Source organism: Oceanobacillus rekensis, assembly GCF_002153375.1.
Lineage (GTDB): Bacteria > Bacillota > Bacilli > Bacillales > Amphibacillaceae > Oceanobacillus > Oceanobacillus rekensis.
Window position 1 is genome coordinate 500,710 of record NZ_MTBQ01000003.1, and the last position, 13,818, is coordinate 514,527.

The window sequence follows — 13,818 nt, forward strand, 5'->3', positions numbered from 1 at the left end:
CCCTCCTTAGATTTAATGAAAAATATAGATTAGACTTGCAGTTTACCGGTAAGATCGATTCGTTTCATTCCGGATATGTTTGCTGCAATCTCTTCTTTACAGGTAAATAGAATTACCTGCTGGTTTTCTGCTGTCTGATTCAAAATTTTAATCATTCTTTTTGTTCTCACAGCATCAAAGTGGACAAATGCATCATCAATAATAAATGGCAATCCATAGTCATCACTCATAATTTCACTAATTGCTAAACGTAGTGAAACATATAGCTGATCAATCGTACCCTGTGATAATTCATTAACAGTGTATCGCATATTTTGGGATGATTCTACTTGAAAAGGACTAGTATCGGTTGGTGCATAGACATTTATATATATATTCCCAGTTATTTCTTTAAAATATTTGGTCGTAACTTCAATTACCCTTATCAAATATTTATCCCGATAATCTCTTTTTGTCTCACTGAGCATTTCCTTTGCTGTTTTTAATACAGACCATTCTTTTGCCATTCTTTCCAATTGCTCTTTTTCCATCTCATACTGATGAAGACTATTTGAATATGATTCGGACGACTCCATTGCAGTCAGTTCCGCCTTAACCGTTGCCAGAGTCTCCCTCTCCTTTTCTAATGCTTCTTCCAGCATTTCAAGGGTGTTCATTTCCTTCTGTTGCATCATTTCCAATTCTTCTTCTGTTACCTCCTCATCTAAATACTGTGGGATGTTTTCCTGTGGTAAAATCTTAGCCAGCTGGAATAGTGTTTTTTCCAATTCTATGTTTAATTCGTTTTTTTCTTTTGACTGTCTTGCTTGGTAGTAAAATAACTCCTCTGTATCCACCTCTGCAATGTCATACAAATGTCTTATTTCACTTTCATATGTCTCTATTTGCTGTTTTAAATCCTGAAACTTATCTTTAATTTCATTCAGCAACTTGTGATAATGTTCATGTTCATGTAATTTTTCTGTCTGTATGCTCACCATTTTTTTTATTAGATCGATCCTATCTCCACCACTTTTATCTGCTAGAGCAGCATCCTCTAGAAACTGGTCTACCCTTTGATAGAAAGCATTCAGCTGTTGCTCGATTGCGGCGATCGTTACTGCATGATTTTGCCGTTCCTTGTTTATTTTTAATAATTGATTTAGACGGTGAAAGAATTCCGGCCAAAAGGTTACTTCTACTCTTTCTAGAAATGGATAATTTTCATATTGCTGATTGATTTGCTGTTCTAGTCTATTTGCTTTGTCATCCAGTTGTTTTTTCTTTTCATTCCATTTGATAAATTGAATCTCGGCTAGTTTCTCCTGTTCCTGAAGAACCGTCAACTCATTTTTAGTTTTATGATGATGTTCCAATAATTTTTCTGCTTCTATCTTTTCTGCTTCCGTAACCTGGATTTCGTGTTGCTTCGTATTCACTTCGAACATCTTATCCATTTCACTTATAGAGCGTCTCGTCATCAGCCATTGCCCGATGCCAAATACAATCGCAATAACTATTATTGCAAGTAGCCATGTTAGATCAGTAACAATTGCTCCTATCCCTAACAAAAGAGCAAGTAGCATACTTCCAGTCAAAATGGATGATGCTGTCTTTTCCTTGGTTGCTTTACTTTTTTTCCATACGTTTTTACCTGTTTCTGATTCTTGGCTTACCTTCTGCAAAATATGATACTCATTAAATATATTTACTCGAATATGAAGCTCATCGACTTGATTATCAGTTAAAAGGTTACCTTGAAGCTGCTTTATTTGTTTAAATAGAAAATTCCGTTCCTGTTCCAACTGATCATATTCCCCTGAAATTTGTTCCATTTCCAGTTTTAACTGTTCATGTTCATTTCTCACTTGATTCCACGTATTTTCCAAATAGAAAGGGAGTTCCAGATTTTCAAGGTCTTCTTCCTGTATACCAATATTTAATCGATCTATTTCTTCATTGATGAGACGTTCAGCATCATGCAGCCTATTTTCCACCTTTTTGAGTTCCTGAATTTGTGAATCAACCATTAGTTGCTTTTCAAGAAGTATTTCTGCTTCTTTTTGAAGTGATTCAGAATACCTACTTTGTTCGATTGCGTTGATTTTATCGATGTATGCCCATTCATTTTCTTTCAGGACATTCCATTCACTTTGTAGTGGCAGTAAAGATGCTTTCCATTTCTCCAGACGTTGCACCCCATTTTCCGGGAATGCAATTGTTTCCGGATATGTAGCAAGTTTACTTTGTAATTGATGATAATCCTGTATTTGCGGGAGAGCCTGTAACCGCTTGTCTACGGAAAGTGCCTTGGCATTCACTTCCATTATATCCTGCTGAAGCCTAGTCAATTCACGCTCCGATTTTGTAAGTGCTTCCTTCTTATCTCGATACGTTGCTTCAGTTTCACCAAAACGTTGCAGGGAGGCTGCGATTGTTTTCAAAGATTCAATTTGCTGATTCATTAATGGCTTCTTGCCTGTTGGTTTAAATAACTCACCGATTTTCGCATCTAATCGTTTTTCAATGGAATAAATACTGTTTGAACCTGTTAGACCAATCCCAAGCAGTACTTCTCCTAAATCTTCATCCTTCATATGTCTGATTTCAGCTAAATCCAAAGCAGAAAAGGAAAAAATGGATTGGTATGTTTCCGCGCTCATTCCGTTCAGATTTTGTTGCAGCCATACTTCATCATGGGCTTGCCCATCAGACGTAAAACATACTGCTGCACCGTTTTTCACTTCATCAAATCGTTCGATGATGATGTCGCCATTTTTAGGGTGATAAAGCGTCATCCTACCACCCATCTTCCCACTAGTTTTTGGTCGGTAAAAATTCCGCTGCCTTGGTGGAAGACCAAATAACATAAATAATATAAACCTTTGGATTGTTGATTTCCCTGACTCATTTTCTCCGTATATACAGGTGGCAGATTCTTGATCAAAATCTATCGTATAATCTACCCATTTTCCAAATCCATAAATGGTAGCGTTCCGGATTTTCAAGCGCTGTCACCCTTTCAATAGCTCATTCATCAGGAGCTGTTTTGCTTCATCTTTAATTTCTATTTCTGCTTCTTCAGATAAACCGTCCAAGTACTTTCTACCTTGTTTATGTAGAAACAGTTCTTTCAGATAGGGTTGAACCGACTCTTCGTCAAAATGACGTGATAATTCCGCAATAAAGTGATTTCCTTGGACTGCCTCCACTGAAGACTGCTGGTGACCCACATCCACAGAAAATCTAAAAATGTATTTCCAACTTTGTTTATCCATGATGGACTCATTTATGATTTCTATAACGTCCTCTAGCAGTTTTTCATTCTCCCATTCCAGCAAATTTGATTGGTTGCTTTTTAATGTCAAATTGAACAGTGTCGGACTATCAATTTCTTTAATTTCATCTAAAATGTATTTTTCTAAATCGTGAATTTGCTTACAGGTCGAGACATCGATAGTTAATGCTCTAAATTGAATTGCTTGTAAGGGAATAAAAGAAAGCTCTTCTTCATCCATATTTAAAATAACATGATAACAGCCCTTTTCGCCTGTTTCCTTTCTATTTCGACCCTGCGTATTACCTGGATATACAATTGGTGGAGATTCTTTTAAGATTTCCCGTTTATGGATATGTCCTAATGCCCAGTAGTCAAAGTCAGATGCTAGGAGATCCCTTAGTTGAAAGGGTGCATATACATCATGATCCGTATTGCTTAAAATACTGCCATGAAGCATCCCAATATGAAAGGGAATAGCTGCATTGCTTATCTTATATTCTTCCACCTTTTTATCCATTACAGCACGGTTCTCATAGCTGAATCCATAAATTTGTGCCACTTGTTGACAGTCTTTCTCAAACGTAAAATGACTTACCTTTTCGTTTGGGAAAACAAATACATTTTCAGGATATGTTACAGGGTGAATATTTCCATTTATGTAATCATGGTTCCCGTAGGATAAATAAACATTTATCCCATATTGCTGTAATCGTTCGAAGGCTTTACGCAAACGGATTTGCGCTTTTAGGCTTTGCTTCTCATTGTCGAATAGATCCCCAGCTATCAGTATGAAATCTACTTTTCTTTCAATAGCTATATCGACCAACCGATCAAGTGCCACAAATGTACTTTCCCTAATCTCCCGAAAAATGTGATCAGGGGCGCTGGCCAATCCCTTAAATGGACTATCCAAATGCAAATCAGCAACATGAATAAATGATATTTGTCTTACCATATACTTCCCTCCCTATTAAAAAATTCCTAACTCTATTCTATCAAAACAGTTACCAGAATGCACGTTCTATATCTACTAGTCAACAAAAAAATAACACTCGATTAGGAGTGTCATTTTTTACTTTTTATTAAACCAAGTCCTTTTCTCTTACTTCTGGAATGCCTGGCTGTTGTTCTTGTGTCCATGTGCTTGTGGCAGGGATTTTAGTTTGATCTGCACGATGAGCATATTTTTTCGCAATATTGGTAACTTCTTGCAATAGGCCTTCATCCAATGTAATTGGTTCTAAACCTTTTGATAAGAACAAATCGTTCTTAACATGTAATTCATTTTCTGCAGCTTCTTTACGGGGATTGGAGACATATGCGATTTCCGCTTGTGTCAGCTTACCGATAAGTTTAGCCAAATCGACTACACGATGTGTTTCGGTCATCTGATTAAAGATCATGACTCTTTCCTCACGTGTTGGTGGGTTTTCAATGGCCAACTGAATACAGCGTACCGTATCCTGAATATGAATAAATGCACGTGTTTGACCACCTGTACCATGTACGGTAATTGGATGTCCCACTGCTGCTTGCATTAGGAAACGATTTAACACGGTACCATAATCACCATCATAATCAAAACGGTTAATAAGTCTTTCATCAAGTTTGGTCTCTTTTGTATTAGTTCCCCAAACAATGCCTTGATGGAGGTCCGTAATTCTCAAACTATCATTCTTATTATAGTATTGGAATAGTAATTGGTCCTGTGACTTTGTCATATGGTAAACAGAACCAGGGTTTGTCGGGTAAAGGATTTGCTGCTCGATTTTATCTCCTGTCTCTGTCTCAACTTCGATATCCAGATAACCCTCAGGAATCTTCATCCCAGCAGTTCCATAACCATAAACACCCATCGTTCCTAAATGAACAAGATGGATATCCAGACCTGATTCCACCATCGCACATAGAACATTATTTGTTGCATTCATATTATTGCTAACAGTGTAGCGCTTATTTTTTGATGACTTCATGGAATATGGCGCAGATCGCTGCTCTGCAAAGTGAATGATTGCATCCGGTTGTTCATCCGTAATTACTTTTAATAATGCGTCATAATCATCGGCTATGTTTATATTATAAAATCCTATTTTTTTACCTGATACTTCTTCCCAAACTCTCAATCTTGTTCCCATAGGCTGAATCGGTGTTAACGATTCGGCTTCAAGCTCATTGTCAATATTACGTCGGGACAAGTTATCAATGATGATAACATCATGACCAACACTCGAGAGATGCAGACTTGTAGGCCATCCACAGAACCCATCGCCACCTAGGACAATAATCTTCTTGTCTGATGTTAAATGCTTATTTTCTGAATTCAAATTTACCACCCTTTATCTGTTATTCTTCTATGGAAAGAAGGTATCGATCAATAACAAAATTTAGTTTAAGTATAACTTGCCTAATAAAATAATAACAGCGTTTCGTCCATTCGTACAGTTATGTAATATTTACAAACTTAATAATTTATTAAATTTACTTCTTCAAAAAAGCTGATTCCCCCAAAGAGAAACCAGCTTTTCACATTATAATTACGCTACAACATCATAGCCTTGCTCTTCCACCGCTTCACTTAGAGCTTCTATAGTTACTTTGGATTCATCATACGTCACATCTACTTTTCCTGTAACTAAATCCACTTCTGTATTCGTAACACCAGTTAATTCGTTAAGGGCACCTTCTACAGACATTTTACAATGCCCACAAGTCATACCTTGCACGTTTAAAGTCGCTTTCATCTGTTATCCCTCCTTTCAGGGTCAGAAATAATGTTATATTTTGACTCGCTTCAAGCGAAGTGAGTTTGTAACAACACTTACAGAACTGAGAGCCATTGCCGCCCCCGCAATCCATGGAGCAAGAAGCCCCAATGCAGCTATTGGAATTCCTGCTGTATTGTAACCAAATGCCCAGAATAAATTTTGGCGGATATTTTTAATCGTAGCATGGCTAATTTTAATTGCTTTCGGTAGAAGTAATAATTCCCCACCGAGAATCGTAACATCTGCTGCTTCAATTGCAACTTCAGTTCCTGTTCCAATTGCGATTCCAATATCTGCTGTAGCAAGTGCTGGAGCATCATTTACCCCATCACCAACCATGGCTACTCTTTTACCTTTACCCTGAATTTCTTTTACTTTATCTGCTTTTCCTTCAGGCAATACTTGGGCGATTACTTGATCAATTCCAACCTGCTTTGCAATTGCTTGTGCAGTTCTTTCATTATCACCTGTCAACATAATAACTTCCAAGCCCTGCTCTTTCAATTGTCTAATTGCTTCTGGCGCTGATTCTTTTATTGTATCCGCTACTGCAACCGAACCACGATATATTCCATCAATAGCAATCAACATTGCAGTCTTTCCAGTTAATTCAAACTCAGTTAATTCCTGTTCGACCTCATTCACATTTACTTGATGATCATGCATTAATTTACGATTCCCGACAATAATATTTCTCCCTGAAAGTGTTGCCTCAATACCATGACCAGGTATTGCAGCGAAACTTTCCAGCTCAACTAATTCAATATCCTGTTCTGTTGCATAAGCAATGATTGCTTCTGCAAGTGGATGTTCAGATCCTTTTTCAGCACTAGCAAGTAATTTTAATGTTTCTTTATCACCTGTAAAGTCAGTAACCTCTGGTTTCCCTTTTGTAATTGTTCCTGTTTTATCCAGGACGATTGCATTTAATTGATAGGTACGCTCCAGATGCTCGCCACCTTTAAATAAAATGCCATTCTCTGCAGCTCTTCCTGTTCCAACCATAATGGAAGTTGGTGTTGCAAGACCCAATGCACACGGACATGCGATGACTAATACAGCTATCGCAGCAATAAGAGCCGTTTCAAAATCACCTGGTTGGACAAAGATAATCCAAACAGCAAAAGTTAATATCGCAATCCCAACGACAATTGGAACAAAATATCCCGATATGACATCTGCCAATCGCTGAATCGGTGCTTTTGATCCTTGGGCATTTTCAACTGCTTTAACAATAGAGGCAAGTGCTGTGTCTTTTCCGACCTTTGTTGCTTCCATTTCAATCGATCCATTCTTATTGATTGTTGAACCGATGACAATTGCTTTCTCATCTTTTTCAATTGGAATCGATTCACCTGTAATCATCGATTCATCAACAGAAGTTCTACCCTTTGCAACAATACCATCTACCGGTATTTTCTCTCCCGGTTTTACAACAAGTCGATCACCAACGATTACATCTTCTATTGGAATCATTAATTCTTCGCCATTTCTCAAAACACGAGCTTGTTTTGCCTGCAAATTAAGCAGTTTGGAAATGGCAACCGTTGTTTGGCTTTTTGCCCGTGTTTCCAAATACTTTCCAAATAATATCAATGTAATTAAAATGGCACTCGTTTCAAAATATAGATGTGGCATATATCCAGGAATGCCGATTGTTTTAAATGCTTCATATAAACTGTAAAAATACGCCGCACTAGTACCAAGAGCAACGAGGACATCCATATTTGCTCCACCATTACGTAGGTTTTTATATGCCCCAACATAGAATTGCCATCCAATCACAAATTGAACTGGAGTAGCCAATGCAAGCTGAAACCATGGATTCATAAAGATGGCAGGAATATTCATACCAAATAAATGGACCAACATCGTTACGAGCAATGGTAAAGATAATACAGCTGAAATAATTAATTTTCTTTCCATATGCTTAAGCTGCTTTTCTTTATGTGTCTGCTTCTCTTCTTCGTCTGCTTTCGGTTTAGCATCATAACCAAGTTTTTGAATTCTTTCGATAATCGCTGCTACATCTATCATGCCAGGATTATAATCAATAGCAGCACTTTCAGTAGCTAAATTAACTGTTGCATGTTTCACACCATCCTGTTTGTTTAACACCTTCTCAATTCGTGTCGAGCATGCAGCACAGGTCATTCCGAATACATCAAATTCAGCTTTTTCATTTAGAACACCATAGCCTACTTTTTCTATTTTTTCTGTAATATCATCCATTGAGGTTCTTTCGGGATCATAAGCAACAGTTGCCTTTTCAGTCGTGAGATTTACTTGAGCATCAACACCGTCCATCTTATTTAAAACTTTTTCAATTCTATTTGAACAAGCAGCACAGGTCATTCCTGTTACACCAAGTGTCGTATGTTTTAATTCACTCATTCTTATCCTCCCTACTTAGAAAATTGTTTCATTACACCCATCAGTTCATCGATTGCTTCATTGCCTTCACCGGATTTAACAGCATCACTAACACAATGTTTCACATGTCGTTCAGCTACTTCAAATCCTACTTTTTTCATTGCGGCATTTATTGCACTGATTTGCACTAAAATATCTACACAATAACGGTCTTCTTCAACCATTTTTTGAATACCACGAACTTGTCCCTCTATCCGTTTCAAACGGTTCACGACAGCTTGTTTCTCATCCCTCGATCGGGGTGTTGTCGGGTGATCATGTAAAAATTTATCCATAGGATTCACTTCCTTTTGTTTATACTCATACTATACCCCCCTAATGTATAATAGTCAAACTTTTAATTCCTAAAAAATGAGCCTAATTTTAGTTAATGTGTTTATTTGTGTAACTCACGGGAAACGTATATTGGTAGGAAAAAATAAAATTTAGGAGGTTATTTTAATATGTCACATGTACAACATCAAGATCTAATTCAAACTTTACATGATTGTATGACAGCGTGTAATCATTGTTTTGATGCATGTCTTAAAGAGGAAGATGCTAAAATGATGGCTGAGTGTATACGGTTGGACAGAGAGTGTGCAGATATGTGTAATTATTTGGAACAGGCACTTTCTAGAAACACTCCATTTGCCGCTGAATTAGCTGCCGTTTGTGCTACGATTTGTGAAGCATGCGGAAATGAATGCAAGAAGCATAACCATGAACATTGCCAGAAATGTGCAGACGCTTGCTTTAAATGTGCTGAAGCATGTAGAAACGTGGCTTAATATCATTATATTAGAATATTTTTCGTAATGTATGTTGCTTTTGAAGAATCGCAGAGTTGATATATATGAAAAGAAACTTCGACGACCGCTCTAGGAAATATACTTCGCGCACCTTAGGGCGGCTGGAGTCTAAGTATATTTCCCAAAGCTGGTGTTAAGCTTGCAAACAATTAACTGCTTAGTGTTTGAAATAAAAATCGCATCACTACTTCACCAGTCCGGCATCGCTGTGGGCGGTGACTCCTCAAAAATACAAACCAATTTACTTACGAAGATGCAAATGCTGCCGAAGCCTTCCTTGTCCTCCGGGAATAGCACGTGTCCGAAGCCCCGAAGAGTGGTTTTCTCTTCGGGGCTTTAGGCCGTGCCCTAAGGTCGCATCCGCCCAGAGCGATCCCTGACGGCAGCAATAGCGCAAATCTTTATAAATAAACCTTAAATTACTTCGTAGCGTTTATATCAATTCCGGAAAAAACAACAATTTTTTCGAAAAGTAATAAAAAAAGTTACACCAAAACAGGTTAGAAACCTTTGGTGTAACTTTTTTAACGAATAGAGTATATTATTTTTCCTTTTTCGATAATCTAATTGCCTTTTTAAAGTCTTTCAATGAACCAGAACGACCGTACATTAGAACGCCCCCGCTATAGACTTTTGCTCCAATATAGGCAAGGACAGCGATTGTTCCGATGAGAATGCCGATGGATAATGCTACTTCCCAAACTGGTATATCAAGCATACCTACACGCAGGAACATAATCATTGGTGTAAAGAACGGAATGAATGAAGTTATTTGTATGAATGTTGCATCGGGCGTTCCCAACCCAAACATAGCGATAAAGAATGCAACCATGATAAGCATGATCATTGGTGTTAGAAGCTGATTGACATCCTCTATTCTGCTAACTAGTGATCCGAGCATTGCTGCCAGTGTTGCGTATAGCAAATATCCTAAGATGAAAAACACGATTGCATAGATAAAAATGGTTGGTGAAGTATTCTCGAAACCAAAGGAACTAAAGAATTCTCCTGTCATTTCATCCTGTTTGGAAACAATTAACCCATACGCTACCGCAATTACCAGGCCCACCTGTGTTAAGCCGACTAATGCTACACCAGCAATTTTTGCGAACATATGTGTGACAGGCGACGCACTTGAAATCAGGATTTCCATAACCCTTGATGACTTCTCGGTAGCCACATCTGTTGCAATCATTTGCCCATAGATAATAACTGCCATATACAGTACAAACAGCATGATATAGACAATGCCTCTAGCCTGACTAAGCTCTTCTTGCGTTTTCGCTGATTCATCCAAGGCAACTGTTTCAAATGACATTGGAGCATATATATCCGCAATGGTTGCCTGATCAATCCCTGATTGCTGTGTTGCGATAACAACCTTTAATTGTTGAAGATGTTGCTCAATTGCCATCTGATTTCCCGAATCTGCAATATTATTAGCATAGTACGTCGCTTCCGGTAGCTGATCTGCATTCGTCGATATGGCGACAAGTGCATTATATTCCTCATTCTGGACTGCTGTTTGCGCTTCATCTACAGTACCATCAAATGGGATTAGCTCTATGTCTTCGTCTATTGCAGCAAAACTTTCCTGCAAAGGTTCCATATAAGTACCCGATTCATCAACAACTACCACTTTTTCTGTGCCACTTTCATCTGAAAACATGCCAATGATACTTTGAAAATTTGCAAGGCCAATGATTAGCAGGAGTGTGATTGCTGTACTAATCAAAAACGACTTTGTCTTTACTCTTGTTAGGTATGTATGTGAAAGTATAATCCAGAATTTACTCATAGGATGCACCTACCTTCTCGATGAAAATATCATTCAATGAAGGTTCTTCCAAATCAAATTTACGGATAAACCCTTGTCCCTGTAATGCTTGAAATATTTCTTGTGAGATTTCTTCTTGAGCAATCTGTAATTCACAGCCTTGTGCTAGTTTTTTATAACGTAAAACCCCTGGGAATTTTTCCAAAAAGTCAAATGAGAGATCACCATGGATGACAAGATTCTTTTTACCAAAAGTCTGTTTTATATCTTTCAATGAACCTTGTACAACGGGTGTTCCCTTATGTAAAATACAAAGATGCTCACATAACTCCTCTACATGTTCCATTCGATGGGATGAAAATACGATGGAAGTACCCTGCTCTTTTAAATCGATAACAGCCTCTTTTAACATTTCTACATTAATTGGATCCAGGCCGGAAAATGGTTCATCCAAAATAAGTAACTTTGGTTTATGGATAACTGCCGTAATAAATTGAATTTTTTGTTGGTTCCCTTTTGATAGTTCATCAACTTGCTTATTCATATATTCAGGAACATTGAATCGCTCAAGCCAGTATTCAAGCTCTTCCACGACATCCTGCTTTTTCATACCTCGAAGTTTTCCAAGATAAATTAATTGATTCTTTACCGTTAACTTTGGGTATAATCCCCTTTCTTCTGGTAGATAACCAATTAAATGACTCTTATCATAGTTAATCGATTCCCCATTCCACGAAATTTCCCCCTCTGTAATGTCCAACAAACCAAGAATCATACGAAAGGTCGTTGTCTTCCCCGCACCATTCCCACCTAAAAAGCCAAACATTTGTTTTTCAGGGATTTCAAGCGACAGTCGATCGACTGCTGTATGTCCTTCAAAACGTTTTGTTACTTCCTTTATCAATAATGTCAAAGTTTTCTCACCCTTTCCTATATATTATACTACGAAATTATTAATTAATAGTTTCATATTTTTTAAATTCATTTGTAGTAATATTTAAACTATAATGATAATATATGAAATAAAGCGATTACATAGAATGGATGAGGAGGAATGATGATGAGATCGTATGCATTAACTGTTTTTGAACCAACTGGGGAAAAATTACTTGATGAATCTTTTATGGCTGACACTGACGAGGACGCAAAAAAAATCGGGACAGAACGTTTAGCTGTGGAAGGTTATGCGGAGCATACGCACCGTTGCGTAAGTCCAGAAGCAAAACTAGTACTTTTTCATAGATAATCTGGAAGCCATAGAGATGGGTTGAATGTGAGGTAGCAAGGTAAGTAAGGCAAACACATCTAAATTTTTAAATTGTAATACAATAAAAAAACAGAAATCCCGTAGAACCTTAATTCTGCGGGATTCTATGTAATTACTTGGTTAAGCTTCTTCGGTACTTCCGTAAAGCTCTTCCAATGGTTTAGTTATAATACGACTAATATCATTGATTACAAGGTTCAAACGCTGTTCCTCTTCCATTAATTTAGCAATATCCTGGTGTTGCTGAACGGATTCGACAACGGAACGAGCCTTTTCAACTTCTTCTTCTGTAATTTCAATTCCTTGCATTTGCTTTTCCTGTAACTCCATTTGTGTATCGCGGAAACTTTCAAACATTTCCTTTGCACCTGGATCATTCATAACGGTTTCATATACTGTTTTTAAGCTTTTAAATTCTTCACTTTCGCGAATTGCAGTTTCTAAATCATATGCGCTATCATAAATATTAGGCATGGATTTCCCTCCTTCAATCATTTCTATCGTTACTATAACAGAGGAAAAGATTGATGTATACCCTTAGCTGTTAATAGAAATACTACATAAATTTACTTTTTGACTTCCATGAAACTGCTATAATTGAAAGAGATACTGACAAAGAGGAGTTTTCGATATGCAACATATGCTTAAAAAGGTTTTTTCCACTTTTTTAATTTATGATAAAAATTTATCTATCGTGTCCAATGATTACAAATGGTTTCTCACAACTACAAATGAAGTAATCGGGATTCATAAAAGTGAATTAAGTAAAAAGGATACAGCTATCCTGTCTGCTTTTTTAACACCGTACCATTTAACTATCCCAAAGCCGACAAAACAAGAAGTTATATGGAAGGAACGAATACAAACTTCATCCGATAGTGGAACACCCGACAAGGCTTTTCGTTTCATTTATTTTTCATATAAGAAAAATCAAATGGAAGCTACTATGTTTAAAACAATCATCCAGGAATTCTTTTCGGGTCCGGTAGCGATCTTATGGGAAAATGAGCATGAAGGGATAATCATTGAACAACAGGATGAGCATTTAGAAGAGAATATATCATACGAGCAAATAAGTGAGACGCTAATGAGTGACTTATATGTTAGCACCAAATTTTTCATTGGACCGTATCTTAATCAATTCAGTGGTTTAAATAAGGTTCATTCATCCATCCTTCAGTCAGCACAAACTGCTTTTACATATACCGACAAATCCGTTGTTACGTATGTAGATGCTGTTCCACTGGATTTGGTGAAAAATATGGAACCCGAATACCGGGAACAGGTCAGCAGCATTATTTTAAAAGACTTCAGGTATGATGAGGATTTCCTTCAAACAATCCGAACTTTTATTCAATGTAACCTGAATATCTCTGTTACAGCTAAAAAGTTATATATGCATCGGAATAGTCTCCAATATCGAATCGATAAGTTTCATGAGAAAACTGGAATAGATCTTAAAGCATTTGACCAAGCAGTTACGGTTTATCTTGCATTACTATCCAATATGCACAGAACTTAAATTG

At 37.3% G+C, this 13,818-nt stretch carries 12 protein-coding genes; 3 read left to right on the forward strand and 9 right to left on the reverse strand.

Annotated features, from left to right (window positions below; all coding sequences use genetic code 11):
• Positions 1-29: 29 nt before the first annotated feature.
• The 6 genes from BV906_RS09890 to BV906_RS09915 all read right to left on the reverse strand — a co-directional run bounded on the left by BV906_RS09890 (position 30) and on the right by BV906_RS09915 (position 8,732).
• The gene (locus BV906_RS09890; protein WP_087973358.1) at positions 30-2,987 is read right to left on the reverse strand and encodes an ATP-binding protein; all 2,958 of its coding nucleotides are present in this window, start codon (positions 2,985-2,987) and stop codon (positions 30-32) included.
• 6 nt (positions 2,988-2,993) lie between these two features.
• Complete coding sequence (locus BV906_RS09895) at positions 2,994-4,214, reverse strand: metallophosphoesterase family protein (protein ID WP_087973359.1); 1,221 nt, start codon at positions 4,212-4,214, stop codon at positions 2,994-2,996.
• A gap of 127 nt (positions 4,215-4,341) precedes the next feature.
• A complete protein-coding gene (locus tag BV906_RS09900) occupies positions 4,342-5,583 on the reverse strand; it encodes an NAD-dependent epimerase/dehydratase family protein (RefSeq protein ID WP_087973360.1) in 1,242 nt (413 codons plus the stop codon).
• A gap of 210 nt (positions 5,584-5,793) precedes the next feature.
• Positions 5,794-6,000, reverse strand: a complete 207-nt coding sequence (copZ, locus tag BV906_RS09905) for a copper chaperone CopZ (protein ID WP_087973361.1) — start codon at positions 5,998-6,000, stop codon at positions 5,794-5,796.
• A 33-nt stretch (positions 6,001-6,033) separates the two neighbouring features.
• A complete protein-coding gene (locus BV906_RS09910) occupies positions 6,034-8,418 on the reverse strand; it encodes a heavy metal translocating P-type ATPase (RefSeq protein WP_087973362.1) in 2,385 nt (794 codons plus the stop codon).
• An 11-nt stretch (positions 8,419-8,429) separates the two neighbouring features.
• Complete coding sequence (locus tag BV906_RS09915; protein WP_087973363.1) at positions 8,430-8,732, reverse strand: metal-sensing transcriptional repressor; 303 nt, start codon at positions 8,730-8,732, stop codon at positions 8,430-8,432.
• A 168-nt stretch (positions 8,733-8,900) separates the two neighbouring features.
• Between BV906_RS09915 and BV906_RS09920 the strand changes: the two genes are divergently transcribed.
• Positions 8,901-9,227 carry a four-helix bundle copper-binding protein gene (locus BV906_RS09920; protein WP_087973364.1) on the forward strand — a complete coding sequence of 109 codons (327 nt, stop codon included), beginning with the start codon at positions 8,901-8,903 and terminating at the stop codon, positions 9,225-9,227.
• Between the two features lie 562 nt (positions 9,228-9,789).
• Here the strand turns inward: BV906_RS09920 and BV906_RS09925 are convergent.
• Both BV906_RS09925 and BV906_RS09930 read right to left on the reverse strand, forming a co-directional pair.
• A complete protein-coding gene (locus BV906_RS09925; protein ID WP_087973365.1) occupies positions 9,790-11,046 on the reverse strand; it encodes an ABC transporter permease in 1,257 nt (418 codons plus the stop codon).
• Positions 11,039-11,938 carry an ABC transporter ATP-binding protein gene (locus BV906_RS09930; protein WP_087973366.1) on the reverse strand — a complete coding sequence of 300 codons (900 nt, stop codon included), beginning with the start codon at positions 11,936-11,938 and terminating at the stop codon, positions 11,039-11,041. Before BV906_RS09930 ends, BV906_RS09925 begins: the two co-directional genes overlap by 8 nt.
• A gap of 147 nt (positions 11,939-12,085) precedes the next feature.
• Here BV906_RS09930 and BV906_RS09935 point away from each other — a divergent pair, with 147 nt between their 5' ends.
• Positions 12,086-12,271, forward strand: coding sequence for a YhzD family protein (locus BV906_RS09935; protein WP_087973367.1), 186 nt, complete (start codon positions 12,086-12,088; stop codon positions 12,269-12,271).
• Between the two features lie 141 nt (positions 12,272-12,412).
• On the opposite strand, the gene BV906_RS09940 is transcribed toward BV906_RS09935, so the two are convergent.
• The gene (locus BV906_RS09940) at positions 12,413-12,766 is read right to left on the reverse strand and encodes a YlbF/YmcA family competence regulator (RefSeq protein WP_087973368.1); all 354 of its coding nucleotides are present in this window, start codon (positions 12,764-12,766) and stop codon (positions 12,413-12,415) included.
• 157 nt (positions 12,767-12,923) lie between these two features.
• Between BV906_RS09940 and BV906_RS09945 the strand changes: the two genes are divergently transcribed.
• Positions 12,924-13,814 carry a PucR family transcriptional regulator gene (locus BV906_RS09945; protein ID WP_087973369.1) on the forward strand — a complete coding sequence of 297 codons (891 nt, stop codon included), beginning with the start codon at positions 12,924-12,926 and terminating at the stop codon, positions 13,812-13,814.
• The last annotated feature ends 4 nt before the right edge of the window (positions 13,815-13,818 follow it).

What these genes read in the sequence shown, in the direction of transcription:
- BV906_RS09895 (WP_087973359.1), bottom strand. Translation starts at nt 4,214, where the DNA reads ATGGTAAGACAAATATCATTTATTCATGTTGCTGATTTGCATTTGGAT.
- copZ (WP_087973361.1), bottom strand. Translation starts at nt 6,000, where the DNA reads ATGAAAGCGACTTTAAACGTGCAAGGTATGACTTGTGGGCATTGTAAA.
- BV906_RS09910 (WP_087973362.1), bottom strand. Translation starts at nt 8,418, where the DNA reads ATGAGTGAATTAAAACATACGACACTTGGTGTAACAGGAATGACCTGT.
- BV906_RS09915 (WP_087973363.1), bottom strand. Translation starts at nt 8,732, where the DNA reads ATGGATAAATTTTTACATGATCACCCGACAACACCCCGATCGAGGGAT.
- BV906_RS09920 (WP_087973364.1), top strand. Translation starts at nt 8,901, where the DNA reads ATGTCACATGTACAACATCAAGATCTAATTCAAACTTTACATGATTGT.
- BV906_RS09925 (WP_087973365.1), bottom strand. Translation starts at nt 11,046, where the DNA reads ATGAGTAAATTCTGGATTATACTTTCACATACATACCTAACAAGAGTA.
- BV906_RS09935 (WP_087973367.1), top strand. Translation starts at nt 12,086, where the DNA reads ATGAGATCGTATGCATTAACTGTTTTTGAACCAACTGGGGAAAAATTA.
- BV906_RS09940 (WP_087973368.1), bottom strand. Translation starts at nt 12,766, where the DNA reads ATGCCTAATATTTATGATAGCGCATATGATTTAGAAACTGCAATTCGC.
- BV906_RS09945 (WP_087973369.1), top strand. Translation starts at nt 12,924, where the DNA reads ATGCAACATATGCTTAAAAAGGTTTTTTCCACTTTTTTAATTTATGAT.